Source organism: Bradyrhizobium sp. (assembly GCF_047605465.1).
Taxonomy (GTDB): Bacteria; Pseudomonadota; Alphaproteobacteria; order Rhizobiales; family Xanthobacteraceae; genus Bradyrhizobium.
Genome location: NZ_JASGFS010000040.1, coordinates 13,472 through 32,117, shown reverse-complemented (window position 1 = coordinate 32,117; position 18,646 = coordinate 13,472). Strand labels below are relative to the sequence as shown.

Genomic DNA, 18,646 nt, shown 5'->3' with positions numbered 1-18,646 from the left:
CGAAAGGTTTGGGGCATCGGCATGTCAGTTCTGAAGGAGATCGTCGCGGCGGTCGCGGGAGTCTATGCGCTTCTGTTCGTGTGCGACGCATTGTTCGGCGTCGGCGAGGCGCGTTTCGACGACACGTATTATCGCAGCGACTTCTACGCGCCGCGGCCGAAGGAGTTTCGCTTCGCAGGCGACACGCCGCCGGCGGTACGGATCAGCGACGCCTTCGCGCAGTTTTCGCCGGGCGAGGCAAAGCCCAACAGGCGCTACTCGTCCCTGACCACGATCATCCGCTGATCCGGACGGCTCACGCCGCCCGTGCCGGCGGGCCGGCCGCTTCCAGCTCCGCCACCTCTTCGTCGGTGAAGACGCGGCTGCGGGTGAGAAACCGCACGCCCTCGGGAGCCTCGACCGAGAAGCCGGAGCCGCGGCCGGGCACCACGTCGATGACGAGCTGGGTGTGCTGCCAGTATTCGAACTGGGCGGCACCGATGGAGAACTCGCAGTCGGCGATCCTGCCGAGCAGGACATCCTGCGGGCCGACGCGGAAATCGCCGATCGGGTAACACATCGGCGCGGAGCCGTCGCAGCAGCCGCCGGACTGATGGAACATCAGCCCGCCGTGCTGCAACTTGAGACGTTCGACGATCTCGGCCGCTTTCGGCGTGATCTCGACCCGATTGACCATTGTCTGCATCCTGTCAACAAAAGGCGGCGCAGGCACGGCGAGCCGCACCTGCGCCAAGCTGCGAACGATCAGAAGAATCCGAGCGCCTTGGTCGAGTAGCTGACCAGGACGTTCTTGGTCTGCTGGTAGTGGTCCAGCATCATCTTGTGGGTCTCACGCCCGATGCCCGACTGCTTGTAGCCGCCGAACGCCGCATGAGCGGGGTAGGCGTGGTAGCAGTTGGTCCAGACCCGGCCGGCCTGAATGGCGCGGCCGAAGCGGTAGGCGCGATCGCCGTTGCGGGTCCACACGCCGGCGCCGAGGCCGTACAGCGTGTCGTTGGCGATCGACAACGCATCCTCCTCGTTCTTGAACTTCGCGACCGAGACGACCGGCCCGAAGATCTCTTCCTGGAAGACGCGCATCTTGTTGTTGCCTTCGAAGATGGTCGGCTCGACGTAGTAGCCTTCGGCGAGCTCGCCCTCCATCTTGGCGCGCTTGCCGCCGGTCAGCACCTTCGCGCCTTCTCGCTTGCCGATGTCGAGATAGGACAGGATCTTCTCGAGCTGATCGTTCGAGGCCTGCGCGCCGATCATGGTGGAGGCATCCAGCGGGTGGCCCTGCTTGATCTTCCTGGTCCGCGCCACCGCCTTTTCCATGAACTTGTCGTAGATCGATTCCTGCACCAGCACCCGGCTCGGGCAGGTGCAGACCTCACCCTGGTTGAGCGCGAACATGGCAAAGCCCTCGAGCGCCTTGTCGAGGAAGTCGTCGTCGCTGTCGGCCACGTCGGCAAAGAAGATGTTCGGGGACTTGCCGCCGAGCTCCAGGGTCACCGGAATGAGGTTGTCGGACGCATATTGCATGATCATGCGGCCGGTCGTGGTCTCGCCGGTGAAGGCGATCTTGGCGATCCGCTTGTTCTGCGCCAGCGGCTTGCCGGCTTCGATGCCGAAACCGTTGACGACGTTGACGACGCCGGGCGGCAGGATGTCGGCGATCAGCTCCATCACGGCGAGGATGCCGAGCGGCGTCTGTTCGGCGGGCTTGAGCACGACGCAATTGCCGGCGGCGAGGGCAGGCGCCAGCTTCCACGTGGCCATCAGGATCGGGAAGTTCCAGGGGATGATCTGGCCGACCACGCCGAGCGGCTCGTGATAGTGGTAGGCGACGGTGTCGTGGTCGATCTCGGAGATGCCGCCTTCCTGGGCGCGCACCACGCTGGCGAAATAGCGCCAGTGATCGACCACCAGCGGCATGTCGGCATGCGTGGTCTCGCGGATCGGCTTGCCGTTGTCGAACGTCTCGATCAGCGCCAGCAGGTCGAGATTGGATTCGAGCTTGTCGGCGATCTTGTTCAGGATGCGTGAACGCTCCTGCACGGATGTCTTGCCCCAGGCGTCCTTGGCCTTGTGCGCGGCGTCGAGCGCGAGCTCGATGTCGGCGGCGGTGGAGCGCGGCACCGAGCAGAGCTTCTTGCCGGTGATGGGGCTCGGATTGTCGAAATACTTGCCTTCCACCGGCGCGACCCATTTGCCGCCGATGAAATTGTCGTAGCGTTCGCGAATGAGGAGTGTTTTCGAGACCTGGTCGAGCGCTTGCTGGAACATGCATTTCCTCCGTGGATTGAACGGCGTTCTCTGCGCCTTGAATCATGCGGTTCCGCACGTCGTTGGACGGGCGCTCCGATCGCGGCGGAGCACCACGGCGCAAAAGCCGGCCGGGCCGGAGCGTTTCGCGCTCCGGCAACGAGGGGAGATGTCAGATCATCCCGGCGAAACCGCGCAAAGTCTGCGCCGGGCTGCGGGGTTCGTCAACGCTATATCCGATCAAATATGGCGATCGGGAGGTGAGGCGTGAACGCGCAGCGCGAGTGCCGCGCTGCGCGCTCGGTTCATTTCGCAAGCGCAATCGGCTTCAGTGTGAAGGGACCGGGATCCTTGTCCTTGTTCTCGCCGATCACATAGGACAGCTTGCCTTCCGCAATCCATCCGGTGTCGCCGATCTGGGTGACCGAGACGGGCTCGCTGAGACCGTCCTTGATCACCTCGATCCGCGCTTCGTCGCCGCTGACGGTGACCTTGTCGAGACGGCCCGCGCCTTCGATCAGCAGAAGGCTGTCGCCGAAGGTGCGCAGGGCATCGGCATGATCCAGCGGGCTTGACGGCTTCAACTCGGTGACGGCACCGGACTTGCCGTCCTTGGCGACGATCCGGAACAGCTTTCCCGGAATGAAGGTCGTCACATAGAGGTTGCCGTCGCCGCCGATCGCGATGCCGTCGAGGCCAACGCCGTCCTTGGCCGGCGCGAGGATCGGGTCGGTCGCCCAGACCTCGAGCGCGGTCGCGTCGGGCTTGAGGCTGTAGACGTAGGGAGCGAAGGAATCGGTGATGTAAGCCGTGCCGTCGCTGCCGACCGCGATGTCGTTGCAGAACGATTTCTCGTCCTTGAGCGCGAAGCTGCCCTTCGGCGCACCCGTGTGAAGGTCGAATGTCTTGAGAAAGGCACCTTTGCCGCTGCCGGGGCTCGGCACGCCCACACCCGACAGGTCGTTCGAGCAGGCATAGAGCGTGCCGCTCTTTTCGTCGGCCAGCACCCCGAGCGTGGAGCGGCTGCCGTTGGCGCCGGGCGAGATGAAGGCGTCGACCTTGCCGGCGGGTGTCACACGCGTCACCCCGCCATGGTTGAAGCTGCCGACATAGAGCGAACCGTCGCTGGTCGAGGAGATGCTTTCGGGAAAGCTTTTGTCGGGCAGGGTGACCGGCGAAGTCTGTGCTTGGGTCGGACCCGGCGTCGAGGCGAAGATGGCGAGGATGGCAGCGGCCGCGCCGAGCGCGCGACCGGTCGTGAGCGTTTCTCCCTGCCTGCGCGAGCGCAAGGCATTGTCGTGTTTTTTCATGATTGCGATTCCTGACGAATAAGAATGGATTATTCTTCAGAGGCGAGCGTTGTCGGCCGTTTCGTCGCTGTGGCCGGCGGATCCTTTGCTCCTCCCCAGTCCGCCTTGCCGCTCTCGATATATACCAGTAAATATAGCGACACGAAGGCCGATGCCCGGAATCGAAGAGGTACTCCATGTCCCGTCATGCTGCACCGGCGCAGGGAGCTGCCGACGATCGCTGGGAGGGTGTTCAGCACCGGTGCCTGAGCTGTCATGGTGTCATCGCCGGCGTCTCCGATCAGGATCTCGGCATCGGCCTCGACATCAGGCTCGGTCTGGTTTCGGACGAATGTGCGCTGATCTGCAATGAGTGCACCGCAAAATTGATCGAGGCGCGGCCGGCGGCCTCGAAGATTGTCACGCGGCGACGGTAATCTCGACCGCCTGTCGACGGTTTCAACGCGAGTCATGAGGACGTTTCAAATGGCGAAGATGCGCGCGATCCAGATCGCAACGAAGGGCGGCCCGCTCGAATTGGTCGACCGCGAGTTGCCGCAGCCCGGCCGGGGTGAAGTGCGGGTGAAGGTGCAGGCCTGCGGCGTCTGCCACAGCGATGTCATCGCAAAGGAGGGAATTCTTCCGACGGTGCCGTATCCGATCGTTCCCGGCCACGAGATCGCGGGCATCATCGATGCCGTTGGCGAGGGTGTCGTCGGGTGGAATGTCGGGACACGGGTCGGCGTCGGCTGGTTCGGCGGCCATTGCGGCCGGTGCGAGCCGTGCCGCCGCGGCGAACTGGTGGATTGCCGCAACCTGCGCATCCCCGGCATCAACTACGACGGCGGCTATGCGGAGGCGATGATCGCGCCCGCCGATGCGCTCGCGCTGATCCCCGACGATCTCTCGCCGGTCGATGCCGCGCCGCTGCTTTGCGCCGGCGTCACCACCTACAATGCCCTGCGGGAGAGCGGGGCACGGCCGGGTGATCTCGTCGCCATCCTCGGCATTGGCGGCCTCGGCCATCTCGGGGTGCAGTTCGCGGCCAAGATGGGCTTTCGGACCGTCGCCATCGCGCGCGGCGTCGACAAGGAGCCGCTCGCCAGGAAGCTCGGCGCGCACGTCTATCTGAACAGCCAGACTCAGGACGTCGCCGCTGAGCTGACCAGGCTCGGAGGCGCCAAGACCATCCTGGCGACCGTGACCAGCGGGCAGGCCATGAGCTCCGTCATCCCCGGACTGTCGGTGCGCGGCAAGCTGGTCGTCGTGGGCGTCGGGGCGGACCCGATCGTGGTTGGTCCGTTGGACCTGATCGCCGGCAGCCGCACCATCGTCGGTCATGCATCGGGCGCCTCGATCGACTCGCAGGACACGCTCTCCTTCAGCTCGCTCTCGGGCGTGCGACCGATGATCGAGACGATGCCGCTCGAGCGCGCCGCCGAGGCGTTCGACAAGATGATGCGCAACGAAGCGCGTTTCCGCATGGTGCTCACCACGGGCCACTAGGCGGATTGCGGTTCAGGGACGACGGAAAGGACAACGCGTGAAGCAAGGACAGGCAGCGCCCTCCGAGCGGCGGGCGGCGCTGATCGACGCCGAGAAGCGTGCCGAGACGCTTTTTGACGAGATCGAAAGGCGGGACATGGTCAGGCCGGGCCGGACCGAGCGCGAGATCGAACAGGAGATCTACCAGATTGCGCTGGACCAGTTCGGGGTGGAGAAGCACTGGCACAAGCGCATCGTCAGAGCCGGCATCAACACGCTGACGCTGGCGGCCGACAATCCGCCGATCAGGAACATCGAGGCCGACGACATCGTCTATGTGGACCTCGGCCCCGTATTCGAGGACTGGGAGGCCGATCTCGGGCGCACCTATGTGCTGGGCAATCATCCCGGCCGCCCGCTGGTCGAGGCACTCCCGGTGGTGTTCGACAGGGTGCAGGCCCACTATCACGCCTCGCCCGACATCACGGGGGCGGGTCTGTACGCGTTCGCGGAGAAGGCTTCGGAGGAGGCCGGATGGCGCTTCGGCGGCGCCATCGCGGGGCATCTCGTCAGCGAGTTCGCCCACGCCCTCATTCCCGGGGACAAGAATCTCAATCGCATCCAGCCCGGCAACGAGAAGCGCATGCGCGATCCCGACGAGGCCGGCCAGGAGCGGCATTGGATTCTGGAGATCCACCTCGTCGAGCCGAACGGATCCTACGGTGGATTTTACGAGCGGCTGTTGTAGAACGGGCGGGCTCCGGTCAGGGAAAGAACAACAAGGTCAGCCCATGCGAGCCTCACGCTCCGTCATCTCCGCGTTCTGTCTTGCGATCACCGTCTCGGCCGCGCACGCCGAACCGGCAAAGGTCTTTGCCGCCGGGAGTTTGATCGTTCCCCTGAAGCAGGCGATCAAGGCGGCAGACCTCGACGCCTCGCAAATCGCCGATCCCGTGTTCGGCCCGTCGGGTGGCCTGCGTGAGCGGATCGAGAAGGGCGAGGCCGTCGATCTGTTTCTGTCGGCCGATACGGGACATCCACGAACGCTGGCAGCCGAGCGGCCACAGGCGTTGATGATCCCGTTCGCGCGCAACAATCTCTGCCTGTTCAGTCGCGAGGCGATCGGGCTGACGGAAGCCAACGCGCTGGAGACGATGCTGGACCCCAAGATGCGCCTGGCGACATCGACGCCGATCGTCGATCCCGGCGGCGACTACGCGTTCGCGGTGTTCAAGCGGGCCGAGAAGATTCATGCCGGCGCCGAAGCCGTGCTCAGCCAGAAGGCCCTGAAGCTGATCGGCGGCCCGGCCGCGATCAAGCCGGTCGAGGGCCATTCGCCCGCCGCCAGCATCTTCCTCGCCGACAAGGCGGACATTCTGCTGGTCTATTGCAGCGGCCAGCAGCAGACGCTGCGCGAGGTTCCCGGCCTGAAGGTGTCGCGGCTGCCGCCCGAGATCGACGTCGTCGCGACCTACGGAATGGTCCTGCTTTCCGATAATCCAGTCGCCGCGCGGCTCGCGCTGTTTCTGCTCTCAAACCGGGGGCAGGATATCCTCGCCGAAAACGGCCTTGTGAAGATCGCTCCCCCCGAGCGGTGATAAGAGCAGGCCAAACCTCCCGCGGACGCGCACGTCGACATCTCGCACACGAAAGAGCAAGAAGATGGACTACGTCAAATTCGGCAAGACCGGTCTCGGTGTTTCCCGCCTGTGCATCGGCTGCATGACCTACGGCATCCCCGACCGCGGCCCGCATCCCTGGACGCTCGACGACGAGAAGAGCCGCCCGCTGATCCGCAAGGCGCTCGATCTCGGCATCAACTTCTTCGACACCGCCAACGTCTATTCCGACGGAACCTCGGAGGAGATCGTCGGCCGCGCGCTCAAGGAATTCGTGCGCCGCGACGACATCGTGCTCGCCACCAAGGTCAATGGACGGATGCGGCCGGGGGCGAACGGGGCGGGGCTGTCGCGCAAGGCGATCTTCGCCGAGATCGACAACAGCCTGAAGCGGCTCGGCACCGACTTCGTCGATCTCTACCAGATCCATCGTGGCGACCCGACGGTGCCGATCGAGGAGACGATGGAGGCGCTCCACGACGTCGTGAAGGCCGGCAAGGCGCGCTATATCGGCGCCTCCAACATGTATGCGTGGCAGTTCGCGAAGGCGATCTACACCTCGCGGATGAACGGCTGGACCGAGTTCGTCAGCATGCAGGACCACATCAACCTCATCAATCGCGAGGAGGAGCGGGAGATGCTGCCGTTCTGCCGCGATCAGGGCATCGCGGTGATGCCGTGGAGTCCGCTGGCGCGCGGCCGGCTGACGCGCGGCTGGAACGAAAGCAGTGCGCGGCTCGAGACCGACGAGTTCGGCAAGACGCTCTACAATGATTTTCCCGACTCGGATCGTCAGGTGATCGAGGCCGTCGGCAAGGTCGCGGCGGCGCGCGGCGTGCCGCGGGCGCAGGTCGCGATGGCCTGGCTGCTCCAGAAGAAGGGCGTGACGTCGCCGATCATCGGCGCGTCCAAGGTCGAGCATCTCACCGATGCCGTTGCCGCGCTCTCGCTCAAACTCGGTGACGACGAGATCAAGGCCCTGGAGGCGCCTTACGTGCCGCACCGGGTGTCCGGCTTCTCCTGACCAGAGCGGGCTCATGATTCTCTACGTGCTGGCCTATCTCGGTGGCGTCCTGACCATCGTGAGTCCGTGCATCCTTCCGGTCATTCCCTTCGTGCTGGCGCGCGCCGATCGCCCGTTCCTCAGGAACGGGCTGCCGATGCTGATCGGCATGTCGCTGGCCTTCGCGGTGGTCGCGACGTTGGCGTCGGTGGCCGGCGGCTGGGTCGTGTCGGCCAATCAATACGGACGCGCCGCCGCGCTGATCCTGCTTGCGATATTCGGCCTGACTCTGGTGCTTCCCGAACTCGCCGATCGCCTGATGCGGCCACTGGTGGCGGTCGGCGCGCGGATGTCGCAATCGGCGGGGCCGCCCGGCGAGGACGGCCTGATTGCGCCGTTCGTGCTGGGAATTGCCACCGGCTTTCTCTGGGCGCCCTGCGCCGGGCCGGTGCTCGGCCTGATCCTGACCGGTGCCGCGCTTCGGGGTGCCAATGCCGGAACGGCGCTGCTGCTTCTGGTGTACGCCGCGGGCGCTGCGACCTCGTTGGCGCTGGCCTTGCTGGTCGGCGGCCGGGTGTTCGCAGCGATGAAGCGCTCGATCAGCGCCGGGGAATGGATCAGGCGCGGCGTCGGCGTCGCAGTGCTTGCTGCCGTCGTCGCGATTTCGCTCGGTCTCGACACCGGTTTTCTCACCAACCTCTCGGTCGGCAGCACGACGTCGCTGGAGCAGGCGCTGCTCGACAGGCTGCATCCGAACGCGAAAACGGCGATGACGGGTCCGTCGATGCAGGCCCGGCCGGCCGGCGATAACGCGCCGGATGCGCTCCCGGTCGAGGATCTCGATCCCAAACTCGCCGGTGCGCAGGAATGGCTGAATTCGCCGCCGCTGACCCTGGACGAACTGAAGGGCAAGGTCGTCCTCGTCGATTTCTGGACCTATTCCTGCATCAACTGCCTGCGCTCGATTCCCTATGTCCGCGCCTGGGCGGAGAAATACCGCGACCGTGGGCTGGTGGTGATCGGGGTTCACGCACCGGAATTCGCCTTCGAGCGCAACGTCGACAACGTCAAAAATGCGGTTGCCGCGCTCAACATCGGTTATCCCGTCGCTATCGACAACGACTACAAGATCTGGCGTGCCTTCGAGAACCAATACTGGCCCGCGCACTACTTCATCGATGCGAACGGAAAGGTCCGTCACCACCATTTCGGCGAAGGCGAGTATGCGGAGTCGGAGCGCGTGATCCAGACGCTGCTTGCCGAAGCCGGCAACAGCAATGTTCCGTCCGACATCGTCGCCGTGAAAGCGTCGGGCGCGCAGGCCGCGGCCTCGGACGGCGCCGATGTGAGATCGCCGGAAACCTATGTCGGCTATGATCGCAGCGAGAACTTCGTCTCGCCCGGCGGCGTGGTGAAGGACGAGAGCCACGTCTACGCCGCCGGCGAGCCGCAGCTCAACGACTGGTCGCTGATCGGCAACTGGACCGTCGGGCAGGAGCGCGCCCAACTGAACGCGCCTGATGGCGGCATCGTCTACCGCTTTCACGCCCGCGACCTGCATCTGGTGCTCGGCCCGGCAACCGAAGGCAGCAGCGTCCGCTTCCGCATCACCATCGACGGCAAGCCGCCGGGTGTCGCGCATGGCATGGATGCGGATGCCGACGGCGACGGCGTGGTGACGACGCAGCGGCTTTACCAACTCATCCGTAACCCGGACGGTGTCGCCGACCACACCTTCGAGATCCGCTTCCTCGACCCCGGCGTCCAGGCCTACGCGTTTACGTTCGGCTGAAGGCTGCCTTGCGGAGGCCGGCCGGCTTCCATCAGTGCTCGTCTGCCTCTCGATCGGTCCAGCGCAGATAGTTGCGCGGTGATGCGCCGAGAGCGCGGCGGAACATGGCGGTGAACGCGCTCGGGCTTCCATAGCCGAGATCGAGTGCGACATGGGTGACGGGTTCACCGGTGCTCAGGCGCGACAACGCTTCGAGCAGGCGGACGTGCTGGCGCCATTCGACGAAGCTCATCCCCGTCTCTTTCCGGAACAGCCGCGTCAGCGTACGCCGGCCGATATTGCCGTAGCGCGCCCAGTGGTCGATGTCCTCGCTGTTGCTGGGGTCTCGCATGATGGCGCCGCAGATGCGGACCAGCCTTCGGTCGGCGGGCATCGGAGCGCGCGCGGATTCGGCGGTCGCCACATGGACGAGCTCGCCCAGAATGAGCGACGTGATCTGCTCTTCGCGCCCGCGAAGCTCTTCGTCCTGCGAGAACGTGGTCGCTTCGTTGACGAGTTCGCGCAACAGGGGCGAAACCTCGATCAGCTGGCAGGATGTCGGCATGTCGGCGACGACGTCCTGCTCGATGTAGAGGGTTCGGAGCTGAATGTGCCCCCAGCAGCGCACCTGATGGGCGACGCTGGGTGGAATCCACAGCGCGTTCCGCGGCGAGACCGACCAGGTCCCGTCATCCGTAATGACCGTGAGCACGCCGGTGAGACTGTGCATGAACTGGGCGCGGCGATGGGAGTGGCGTCTGCCGACGCCGCCGGATGGATATTCACTCGCCAGGGCGGCGATCGGGCGCCGCACAATCTGAAGCTCCTCGGCGCGCTTGCGGATTGCTGCATTGCCCTGGATGACGGCGGCCGAGGCGGGAAGAGCAGTAGCGCGGTGCGGCTGCGAAGAGGAAAGATGCATCTGGCCCATCTGCGACAGTATTTGACCCTCTGAAGACAGAATAAACGTCTTCTCCTGATATTCTGCAAGCTCGAAGAATTATCCACGTGCCTGCGGCGGCAGTCGTTCTGTTCGGCTTTGCTGCACATGTTTTGACCAGCAATGACATCGATCGCCATCGTCAGCCGGCAGGACATCTCGGGGTTCCTGCTCGCGCATCTGCAGCGTTCCTTGCCGGATGCGAGGATTTCGACATGGCCCGACCCGGGGGCCAATGACGCCGAGATCGCGGTGTGCTGGCAGCCGCTGCCGGGCGTGCTGGCGGCGATGCCGAATCTGAAGCTCATTCACTCGATCGCCGCCGGCGTCGACAACATCCTGAGCGATCCTGATTTGCCGGATTGTCCCGTCTGCCGAATCCAGGACGACAGATTGGCCATGGCGATGGCCGAATATGTCGTCTGGAGCGTGCTGTACTTCCATCGGCATTTCGACCGGGCGATCGCGCACGCAAGCGAAGGCGCATGGATGCGCTACGATCAGAAGGCGGCCGGCGATGTCCGCGTCGGCATCCTTGGTTTGGGCACGCTGGGCCTCGCGGCTGCCAACAGGCTCGTGCCGTTCGGCTATCGTGTTTCCGGCTGGTCGCGGACCGCGAAGTCGGTGGAGGGTGTGACGGTCTACGCCGGCGATACTGCCCTGCCGGACTTCCTCGCCGCGACCGACGTTCTGGTCTGCATGCTGCCGTTGACCGATGCGACCCGCGGCATCCTTGACGTCGCGCGGCTTGGCTTGCTGCCGGAAGGCGCGGCGCTGGTCCTGTGCAGCCGTGGCGAACATCTTGTTCCGGACGATCTGGTGGCGCTGGTGAGGTCGGGGCATCTGCGCGGTGCCATTCTCGATGTCTTCGCCCAGGAGCCGCTACCGCCCGATCATCCGCTGTGGCGTGAACCCGGCATCCTGATTACGCCCCACATGGCGGGCCTCGCCAAGCCGCGCGTCATCGCGGAGCAGATTGCGGAGAACGTGCGGCGCTTCGAGGCCGGCGAGGAACTGCTCAATCGCGTGGACGTCGCGCGGGGCTATTGAGCGTCCGGCCGAGGCGGCCCAGTTGCGATAGTTGTTGGCCCGGCGTCGAAAGCAGGCTGCAGCCGACCATACGATCCTCCCGGCCGACACGCGGTCGAGAACGACTCGCGCAACCCCTCCAGCGAGTTTGGAAGAGATGTACGTCCCGGCCGCATTCCGCAATTCCGATCGCGAGACCGCCTATGACCTGATCGAAGAAATCAGGCTCGGCTCTCTGGTCTCCGCCGGGCAGGGGATCGAGGTCAGCCATCTTCCGTTCATGATCGACCGCGGCCATGGCCCGCTGGGGCGGCTGATCGGACATTGCGCGCGCGCGAATCCGCAGTGGAAATGCCTTGACGGCGCACAGGAGGTTCTCGTGACCTTCCTCGGCCCGAATACCTATGTCTCGCCCGGCTGGTACGGGACGAATCCGCGGGCGCCGACGTGGCTGTTCGCCAGCGTTCACGTGCGCGGGAGACCACAGCTGACGTCGGAGCGCGAATTGCGCGACATGGTGGTCCGGCTGTCCAACGAAATGGACCCGCCGTCATCCGGCTGGACGCCGGACAGCATCGGGCCCTACATCGACAAGCTGCTGCCCGGCATCGTCGGCTTCAACATCGACATCACGGACATTCAGACCCAACTCAGGCTCGGCCAGCAGAACGCGCCGGACGACCGCTACAGGGTTCATCGCGTCCTCAGCAACGGGGACCTGTCTCAGCGCCTGGTGAGCCGGTTGATGGAGCGCTTCTCGTTCACGGACCTTCCCGAGCCGGTCGCCGCGACAAATCCACCCGGCGGACAAGCCGGCTAGACCAGCGCGGCCGCCTCGCGAGCAGATCTTCCGTCCGCGTCCACACACAGGCTTCTTCCGGACCCAACACCAGGACACTGCCATGGACCCTGCATTCGCCGCGATTTCCCAGCCGGCACCGCCTGCGCCACTCGATCCGCAGATCCAGGAATTCCTGCGCCGGATGGCCAGCGAGGGAGCCAAATATCCGCGTCGCGACACCGTTTCGATCGCGGAGGGGCGCGAGATCGCGGAGCGGGTTCGCGCCCAATGGACCGCCGGCGGTCCGGTCATGGCGAAGACGGAAGACCTGATGGCGCCCACGCGCCACGGCGAGGTGGAGCTGCGCGTCTATACGCCGGCGCGGCGCAAGCTGTCGGGCGCCTTGCTCTATATCCACGGTGGCGGCTTCGTTCTGTTCAGCATCAACACCCACGATCGGGTCATGCGCGAATATGCCGACCGCGCCGGCATGGTCGTGATCGGCATCAACTATACCCGCGCGCCCGAAGGGAAGTTTCCGCACTCGCTGGATGAGTGCGTGGACACGGTGCAGTGGTTGCGCGCCAACGCAGCGCGTTTCGGATTCGAGGCTGGTCAGCTCTTCGTCGGCGGGGATTCCGCCGGCGCGCTCCTGTCGGTCGGCGTCAGCATCACGTTTCGCGATGCGGGCCTGCCGCCTGTGGCGGGAATGGTGCTGAATTATGGCGGGTATGCGTTCGGCACCGACACCTTCATCCACTCCCCAGCCTGGCTCAAATACGGAGCGGGCGAATACGGTCTCTCGATCCACATGTCGATGTGGTTTCGTTCGCTCTACATCGACGCCAGCCGCACCGATCCGCGGCTGGCGCCGATCGAGGCGCGGCTGGAGGGACTGCCACCGTCGTTCCTGGTGATCGACGAGTGCGACCCGCTCTACGACGACAACATTCTGATGATCGAGCGATTGCAGGCGGCCGGCTGCAGCGTGTCGTCGAAAGTCTATCCTGGAACGGTGCATAGTTTCCTGGAAGCCGTCTCCATCGCCGACATAGCCGTCGAGGCGTTCGAAGACACGGCGCGCTGGCTCGATCAGCATTCCAGATCGAGTTAGGATCATTCCGGGGCAGGGCCGCAAACGTCGTCACGCCGCGCGTTCACCGACGGCCGGATGCTGTCCCGCGCGTTGCGGGATGAGCAGCAGGCACACCACGATGAACGCGGCGATGACGGCCGACGCCAGAGGCCGGCTCAGGGCCAGACCGCCATGGTCGAGTGGCTTGTCGAGGAAGTCACCCACGGTTGCGCCGAGTGGACGGGTCAGGATGAATGCTGCCCAAAACAGCGTGACGCGTGAGACGCGGGTCCAGAGATACAGCGCGGTGATGACGGCGAGACCCGCCGCGAAGATCAGCGCGCCGCCGCGATAGCCCATGTTGCCGATGTCGGCGATCCAGTCGCCGAGCGCGGTGCCCAGCGTCTGTGAAAAGGTGATGGCGCCCCAATAGAATGCCTCCGCGCGCGGCGTGCTGACGCTGTCGACCGAGATCGTTCCTTCCGCGCGATACCAGAGGCCAAGCACCAGCGCGAGACAGGTGAGCAGAAGTGTCGAGCCACCCGTATAGCCGATGCCGAGCGAACGATCGGCGAAGTCGGCCATGGTGGTGCCGAAGGTCGTCGACGCCACGATGGTCGCCCAGTACAGCGCGGGATGGAATTTGCTGGCCCGGATCTGCGCGGCAACCAGCACGATCATGGCGGCCAGAAACAGGCACGTTCCGGCGAGATAGCCCCAGTTCAAGTCATCGTCACGGTGTCGCCACCAGTCTCGCCCAGCGTCGTCGCGGCGATCTTGATGATCCAGAAGCCGAGCGTGACTTCAGGGACCTTGCTGTTGCCGGTGATGGCGCCGTTGTTCGTGTCGTCCTGCATGATGTCCTCTTGGCTGCGTCGGCCGCGACGTCCGTCCGCGGCTGACGCGCTGGATCGGGATTGATGCGCGTGGGCCGTGTCAGGCCTTGGCGACGCCATCCATGACCGTGAGCAGATCGGTGATCGCCTGCTTGCATTTGGCGGCGTCCGGCGTGTTGGCGCGCAGAGCCTCCAGTGCGCGATCGATCGCCTTGTCGACGCTGTGCCAGTCGGAGGCCGCGCGCGGCTTCAATCCGGCTTCGGCCTCGTCCCATCGGGTCTCGAGGTCCTTGATCCGGATCTTGGCGCCGGGAAGGTCGCCCTTGTCGATGAGCGCGGCGACATCGACCACGATGGTGCGGAACGGCGTGAGATCGCCGAGTTTCGCAGTCGCGGCCTCCGCCAGCGGCACGAAGGTGATGTGTTCGCTGGCATGCATGCGGGGCTCTGCGGTGAAGGTCGTGAGCAGACAAACGGCGACGGCGGGAACGAGCTTGATCATGAGGTTTCTCCTTGTGGTCTCCTGCGTTCATGCAGGAGGGGTTGAAGTCTCGGTCGTAGGGCTATTGCGCGGGATCGGTCCGGCGCGCGCCGTCGCCTTCGAACGTCAACCAGGCGACGAGACCAACGATCACGGTCAGGAAGGCGACGCTGGTCTGGATCGTGCCGAGGCCCATGCCGCCATAGTCGCGTGATTGCGACAGCAGGTCGCCGAGCGAGGCACCGAGCGGACGGGTGAGGATGTAGGCAAGCCAGAAGGTGAGCACGGGATCGGCGCCGAGATAGTAGGCTGTCGCCATCGCCGCGATCAGCGCGCCGAAGGCGACGACGCCGAGCTGAAAGCCGAGGCCGATCGCTTCCGTTGCAAGGTCACCGGCTGCGGTGCCGAGCGCGAAGGTGAACAGGATCGCGGTCCAGTAGAACAGCTCCCGCCGTGTGGTGACGATGGTGTGGATCGAGAGCGTGCGCTCGGAGCCGTACCAGACCGCAAAGGTGGCTGCGAGGGCGCAGGCGAATGCCGCGGTGCTCGCATAGAGGCTGACCTCGAGCTTGTCGGTCAGGAGATCCGTGAGCTGGGTGCCGACGATGCTGACCAGAACGACCGTGAGCCAGTAGATCCAGGGCACGTAGGCACGGCGGCTCAGTTGCAGGAGAAGCGCCGCAGCGAGCAGGGCCGTCATGCAGATCGCGGTCGGGCCTGCGCCGAGGCCGACATGCACCGCGAGGTAGTCGGCCCCGGTCTCGCCGACCGTGGTCGAGAGGATCTTGATGCCCCAGAAGATCGCGGTGACCTCTGGAACCTTGTTCAGCATTCGTCTTGCGCCAATGGCTGAATGTTGCGACACGCCAAATCTCCCAAAGCCGGCCTTTGCCCGAAGTGATGCGGCACCGTCGACGGCCCGACTTAGGCCCGGCTTAGGGGTGAGAAATTTCGCGCCGGGATGCGCTTCGCCGCAATTTGGGCCTGCCGGCGCTCCCTAACTTTGCGCTAAGTCGGGATGGCCATGATCTCTGAGGCCGAATGGCCGACGGAGCTTGAGGATCGAGCGTTGCGGGTTCTGCTGATCGAGGACGACAGGATGGTCGGCGCGGCCGTCGAACAGGCGCTGAAGGACGCGGCCTATGCCGTCGACTGGGTGAGGGACGGCGAGACCGCTTTGCTGGCCGCTGTGAGCGAGTCCTACGAGGTGCTGCTGCTCGATCTCGGGCTACCGAACGCGGACGGTCGCGACATCCTGCGACGGCTGCGCGCGAATGGCCGCAGGCTTCCCATCATCATCGTGACGGCGCGCGATGCCATCGACGACCGGATCGAGGGCCTCGATCTCGGCGCCGACGATTACCTCGTCAAGCCGTTCGAGATCCGGGAGTTGCTGGCGCGGATACGCGCGGTCACGCGGCGCGAGGCGAGCGGCTCGCCGGCGCAACTCGGCAACGGCAAGCTCAGCCTCGATCCCGCGAGCCGCGAGGCGTCCTATCTGGACAGATCGGCCGTGCTCACCGCGCGCGAATTCGCGCTGCTGCAGGCGCTGCTGTCGCGGCCGGGCACGATCCTGTCGCGCGGCGAGTTGGAGCGGCAGCTCTATGGATGGAATGAGGAGGTTGCGAGCAACGCGATCGAGTTCCTGATCCATGCGGTGCGCAGGAAGCTCGGCCCCGACGCGATCCGCAACGTCCGAGGCGTCGGCTGGATGGTGGACCGGCGCCCATGATCAGGTCCTTGCGCGGCCGTCTGTTTGCCGGCCTCACGGCGGTGATCCTGCTGACGGGCATTGCCGGCGGCCTGTTCGCTCATCGCTGGGCCTTCAACGAGGCCATCGAGATGCAGGACTCGGTCCTGATCCAGATCGCTGGTCTCGTTCAGGGCGGCAGCTTCACCGGAGGCCGCGAGCTTCATGGGGTCGATGAGGACGCCGAAGTGTGGCTGATCGATCAGGCCGCGACGCCGCATAGTTCCGATGACGAGCTCAAGCTCTGGACCCTCAAGGATGGTCTCGCGCTGGCGACGCGCAAGGGACAGCCGATCCGCGTGCTGCTGCGGACCCGGGCCGATGGCAGCCGGTTCGCCGTGGCGCAACGCACCTCCGTGCGCGACGAAATCGCGAGCGACATGGCGTTCCGCACCGTGTTGCCGATCGCGGCGCTCGTTCCCTGCCTGCTGCTGGTGACGGCGATCGTGATCGCGCGCTCGCTGAGGCCCATGGTTCGCCTGGCCGACGACCTCGACCGGAGGCGCGCAGACGACATGACGCCGCTGCCGCCGATGCAGATGCCGAGCGAATTGCATCCGTTCATCGCATCGATCAACGGACTGCTGCAGCGTGTGCGCCTGCTGATGGACCAGCAGCGCCGCTTCGTCGCGGATGCCGCGCACGAGCTGCGCACGCCGATCACCGCGCTGAGCCTTCAAGCCGAGAATCTCGATCCGGTCGATCTGCCCGTGGCTGCGCGCGATCGTCTCGCGGCACTCCGGCAGGGCATCCGCCGCAGCAGGCACTTGCTGGACCAGCTGCTCGCGCTCGCCCGGTACGATGCGGGCGCGCCTGAGACGGCGCTTCCGATCGTGGAGCTCGACAGCGTGGCGAAAGAGGTCGTCGCCGATGCATTGCCGGAGGCCGTTAATCGCGGCGCCGACCTCGGTTTCACGCGCGTCGAGCAAACGGTGGTGCGCGGTGAAGCCGTGATGCTGGCCGCCGTGGTCCGTAATCTCCTGGACAACGCGCTGCGCTTTTCGCCGAGGGGCGGGCGGATCGATGTGTGGGTCTACGGGGATGGCGACAAGGCCATCCTGCGGATCGAGGATGCAGGCCCCGGCGTGTCCTCCGACGAGATCGGCCGGATATTCGAGCCGTTCTTTCGCGGGCAGCGTCCGGAGGGGGATGGCGTCGGTCTTGGTCTCTCGATCGTCAAGCGCATCGTAGACCGGCTTGGCGGGTCCATTGAAGCTGCGAACATCGCCGAGAGCGGACGAACGGGGTTGCGGGTTCTCGTCAGGCTGCCCGCGGCAGCCGCCTGAACCTCATTCTTCCTGAATCCATTCCGCCGCGCCGCGCCACAGCGTGTCGCGGTGCTCGGGGCGGAAGAAGCCGAAATGGCCGATCGCCTTGGCGCCGATGTCGGACGGTTGCACCGTCAGCACCTCCGGCTTGATCGAGGTGAACCCCGACGTCAGCAGTTCGACCGCCGGTCGCGTCGCCCAGGGATCGTCGGAGAAGCAGAGCGCGCGCAGCTCGCCCTTGAATTTCGCGAAGTTCTCCAGCGCCGGCAGCCTGGAATCGAAGAGATAGCGGGGGCTGGAGACCCAATCGGCCCATTGCAGGAACACGCCCTTGGGCAGGTCCTCGCCGACGCCGGCCCAGCCCGGCGCATAGCCCAGCGTGTGGACGAGCGGCACGCCGACGAAATTCATGAAGGCGAAGACGCGATACTTTTCCGGCGATGTCATCAGCCGCCACGTCGCCGCCTGCGATGCCACGAACATCGCGCGCGAAATCTCGGCGTTGTTCTCGATCAGCCCGAGCGCCTGGCCGCCGAAGGAGTGGCCGACATAGGCGAGCGGCAAGGCTTGGTAGCGCCCGCGCATCCAACTCACCGCGGCGGTGACGTCGAGGGCGGCCCAGTCCGACATCGAGGCCTTGAAGCCGACCAGCGATTTCGGCTGGTTGTAGCCGACCATCGCCGGTTGCCGGGAGCCGCCGATGCCGCGGTAGTCATAGGTCAGGACCGCGCAGCCGCGATGGGCGAGGTAGGAGGCAAGGCCGCGATAGATCTTGCGCGGCACGGCGGTCGCCGAATTGATCAGCACGGCATGACGCTTGGCGCCGCGCGGCAGGAAGAGGGTGCCGGTCAGTGAATACCCGTCGGTCGCCGGGAAGGTGATGTCGTCGACGAAAACGTCGTCTAGTGCCGCGTCCATGGACGGCCGGTGTCCTGCCAGTTTCCTCGCTGCTTCCAGCAAATGCGAATTCAGCTTTCGCCGCAAGGGTTTGCAGTGCGAAATGGATTTACAACTGGCGGCCGGCGGCCAGCCTGTGTATAAGGCGGCCCTTCGCAACCCACAGATCAGGTTGTAC

19 protein-coding genes and 1 pseudogene are annotated in these 18,646 nt (G+C 65.3%); 12 read left to right on the top strand and 8 right to left on the bottom strand.

The genetic code is table 11. From position 1 onward, the window contains the following. Positions 1-21: 21 nt before the first annotated feature. Positions 22-285 (top strand): hypothetical protein, encoded by a 264-nt coding sequence (locus QM712_RS24580; RefSeq protein WP_415025734.1) that lies wholly within the window; start codon positions 22-24, stop codon positions 283-285. 10 nt (positions 286-295) lie between these two features. Here the strand turns inward: QM712_RS24580 and QM712_RS24575 are convergent, their stop codons facing one another. The 3 genes from QM712_RS24575 to QM712_RS24565 form a co-directional block, all read right to left on the bottom strand. After that, on the bottom strand, positions 296-676 hold the full coding sequence (locus QM712_RS24575; protein ID WP_415025733.1) for a DUF779 domain-containing protein: 381 nt from the start codon (positions 674-676) through the stop codon (positions 296-298). Between the two features lie 68 nt (positions 677-744). Continuing rightward, positions 745-2,265 (bottom strand): aldehyde dehydrogenase, encoded by a 1,521-nt coding sequence (gene adh / locus QM712_RS24570; RefSeq protein WP_415025732.1) that lies wholly within the window; start codon positions 2,263-2,265, stop codon positions 745-747. Between the two features lie 284 nt (positions 2,266-2,549). Continuing rightward, positions 2,550-3,554 (bottom strand): hypothetical protein, encoded by a 1,005-nt coding sequence (locus QM712_RS24565; RefSeq protein ID WP_415025731.1) that lies wholly within the window; start codon positions 3,552-3,554, stop codon positions 2,550-2,552. Positions 3,555-3,730: 176 nt separating this feature from the next. Here QM712_RS24565 and QM712_RS24560 point away from each other — a divergent pair, with 176 nt between their 5' ends. The 6 genes from QM712_RS24560 to QM712_RS24535 all read left to right on the top strand — a co-directional run bounded on the left by QM712_RS24560 (position 3,731) and on the right by QM712_RS24535 (position 9,432). Further along, positions 3,731-3,970 (top strand): hypothetical protein, encoded by a 240-nt coding sequence (locus QM712_RS24560; RefSeq protein WP_415025730.1) that lies wholly within the window; start codon positions 3,731-3,733, stop codon positions 3,968-3,970. A 49-nt stretch (positions 3,971-4,019) separates the two neighbouring features. Next, entirely contained in the window at positions 4,020-5,039 is a 1,020-nt protein-coding gene (locus QM712_RS24555; RefSeq protein WP_415025729.1) for an alcohol dehydrogenase, read from the top strand. 37 nt (positions 5,040-5,076) lie between these two features. After that, positions 5,077-5,766: a M24 family metallopeptidase gene (locus QM712_RS24550; protein WP_415025728.1), complete on the top strand. Its 690-nt coding sequence runs from the start codon at positions 5,077-5,079 to the stop codon at positions 5,764-5,766. Then, a complete protein-coding gene (locus QM712_RS24545) occupies positions 5,741-6,616 on the top strand; it encodes a substrate-binding domain-containing protein (protein WP_415025727.1) in 876 nt (291 codons plus the stop codon). Before QM712_RS24550 ends, QM712_RS24545 begins: the two co-directional genes overlap by 26 nt. A 64-nt stretch (positions 6,617-6,680) precedes the next feature. Then, entirely contained in the window at positions 6,681-7,661 is a 981-nt protein-coding gene (locus QM712_RS24540; protein WP_415025726.1) for an aldo/keto reductase, read from the top strand. A 13-nt stretch (positions 7,662-7,674) separates the two neighbouring features. Then, a complete protein-coding gene (locus tag QM712_RS24535; protein WP_415025725.1) occupies positions 7,675-9,432 on the top strand; it encodes a cytochrome c biogenesis protein DipZ in 1,758 nt (585 codons plus the stop codon). A 31-nt stretch (positions 9,433-9,463) separates the two neighbouring features. Here the strand turns inward: QM712_RS24535 and QM712_RS24530 are convergent, their stop codons facing one another. Next, a complete protein-coding gene (locus QM712_RS24530) occupies positions 9,464-10,333 on the bottom strand; it encodes an AraC family transcriptional regulator (protein ID WP_415025724.1) in 870 nt (289 codons plus the stop codon). Between the two features lie 141 nt (positions 10,334-10,474). Between QM712_RS24530 and QM712_RS24525 the strand changes: the two genes are divergently transcribed. The 3 genes from QM712_RS24525 (at position 10,475) to QM712_RS24515 (ending at position 13,275) form a co-directional block, all read left to right on the top strand. Beyond that, entirely contained in the window at positions 10,475-11,401 is a 927-nt protein-coding gene (locus QM712_RS24525) for a 2-hydroxyacid dehydrogenase (protein WP_415025723.1), read from the top strand. A gap of 136 nt (positions 11,402-11,537) precedes the next feature. Continuing rightward, the gene (locus QM712_RS24520; protein ID WP_415025722.1) at positions 11,538-12,200 is read left to right on the top strand and encodes an FMN-binding negative transcriptional regulator; all 663 of its coding nucleotides are present in this window, start codon (positions 11,538-11,540) and stop codon (positions 12,198-12,200) included. 82 nt (positions 12,201-12,282) lie between these two features. After that, positions 12,283-13,275 carry an alpha/beta hydrolase fold domain-containing protein gene (locus QM712_RS24515; protein ID WP_415025721.1) on the top strand — a complete coding sequence of 331 codons (993 nt, stop codon included), beginning with the start codon at positions 12,283-12,285 and terminating at the stop codon, positions 13,273-13,275. Between the two features lie 30 nt (positions 13,276-13,305). On the opposite strand, the pseudogene QM712_RS24510 reads toward QM712_RS24515, so the two are convergent. The 3 genes and pseudogenes from QM712_RS24510 to QM712_RS24500 all read right to left on the bottom strand — a co-directional run bounded on the left by QM712_RS24510 (position 13,306) and on the right by QM712_RS24500 (position 15,385). Further along, positions 13,306-14,093 (bottom strand): annotated as a pseudogene (locus QM712_RS24510) (hypothetical protein). A gap of 79 nt (positions 14,094-14,172) precedes the next feature. Next, positions 14,173-14,511: a hypothetical protein gene (locus tag QM712_RS24505; protein ID WP_415025767.1), complete on the bottom strand. Its 339-nt coding sequence runs from the start codon at positions 14,509-14,511 to the stop codon at positions 14,173-14,175. A gap of 124 nt (positions 14,512-14,635) precedes the next feature. Further along, positions 14,636-15,385: a hypothetical protein gene (locus QM712_RS24500; RefSeq protein WP_415025766.1), complete on the bottom strand. Its 750-nt coding sequence runs from the start codon at positions 15,383-15,385 to the stop codon at positions 14,636-14,638. Positions 15,386-15,622: 237 nt separating this feature from the next. On the opposite strand from QM712_RS24500, the gene QM712_RS24495 reads away from it, so the two are divergent. Next, positions 15,623-16,285, top strand: a complete 663-nt coding sequence (locus QM712_RS24495) for a response regulator (protein ID WP_415025765.1) — start codon at positions 15,623-15,625, stop codon at positions 16,283-16,285. Beyond that, complete coding sequence (locus QM712_RS24490; protein WP_415025720.1) at positions 16,282-17,589, top strand: ATP-binding protein; 1,308 nt, start codon at positions 16,282-16,284, stop codon at positions 17,587-17,589. The genes QM712_RS24495 and QM712_RS24490 overlap by 4 nt, the downstream gene beginning before the upstream one ends. 3 nt (positions 17,590-17,592) lie before the next feature. Here the strand turns inward: QM712_RS24490 and QM712_RS24485 are convergent, their stop codons facing one another. Then, entirely contained in the window at positions 17,593-18,627 is a 1,035-nt protein-coding gene (locus QM712_RS24485; RefSeq protein ID WP_415025719.1) for an alpha/beta fold hydrolase, read from the bottom strand. Positions 18,628-18,646: the final 19 nt, after the last annotated feature.

Coding starts and splice junctions, on each gene's coding strand:
- QM712_RS24580 (WP_415025734.1), top strand. CDS start 22: ATGTCAGTTCTGAAGGAGATCGTCGCGGCGGTCGCGGGAGTCTATGCG.
- QM712_RS24575 (WP_415025733.1), bottom strand. CDS start 676: ATGGTCAATCGGGTCGAGATCACGCCGAAAGCGGCCGAGATCGTCGAA.
- adh (WP_415025732.1), bottom strand. CDS start 2,265: ATGTTCCAGCAAGCGCTCGACCAGGTCTCGAAAACACTCCTCATTCGC.
- QM712_RS24565 (WP_415025731.1), bottom strand. CDS start 3,554: ATGAAAAAACACGACAATGCCTTGCGCTCGCGCAGGCAGGGAGAAACG.
- QM712_RS24560 (WP_415025730.1), top strand. CDS start 3,731: ATGTCCCGTCATGCTGCACCGGCGCAGGGAGCTGCCGACGATCGCTGG.
- QM712_RS24555 (WP_415025729.1), top strand. CDS start 4,020: ATGGCGAAGATGCGCGCGATCCAGATCGCAACGAAGGGCGGCCCGCTC.
- QM712_RS24540 (WP_415025726.1), top strand. CDS start 6,681: ATGGACTACGTCAAATTCGGCAAGACCGGTCTCGGTGTTTCCCGCCTG.
- QM712_RS24535 (WP_415025725.1), top strand. CDS start 7,675: ATGATTCTCTACGTGCTGGCCTATCTCGGTGGCGTCCTGACCATCGTG.
- QM712_RS24530 (WP_415025724.1), bottom strand. CDS start 10,333: ATGCATCTTTCCTCTTCGCAGCCGCACCGCGCTACTGCTCTTCCCGCC.
- QM712_RS24525 (WP_415025723.1), top strand. CDS start 10,475: ATGACATCGATCGCCATCGTCAGCCGGCAGGACATCTCGGGGTTCCTG.
- QM712_RS24520 (WP_415025722.1), top strand. CDS start 11,538: ATGTACGTCCCGGCCGCATTCCGCAATTCCGATCGCGAGACCGCCTAT.
- QM712_RS24515 (WP_415025721.1), top strand. CDS start 12,283: ATGGACCCTGCATTCGCCGCGATTTCCCAGCCGGCACCGCCTGCGCCA.
- QM712_RS24505 (WP_415025767.1), bottom strand. CDS start 14,511: ATGCATGCCAGCGAACACATCACCTTCGTGCCGCTGGCGGAGGCCGCG.
- QM712_RS24500 (WP_415025766.1), bottom strand. CDS start 15,385: ATGCTGAACAAGGTTCCAGAGGTCACCGCGATCTTCTGGGGCATCAAG.
- QM712_RS24490 (WP_415025720.1), top strand. CDS start 16,282: ATGATCAGGTCCTTGCGCGGCCGTCTGTTTGCCGGCCTCACGGCGGTG.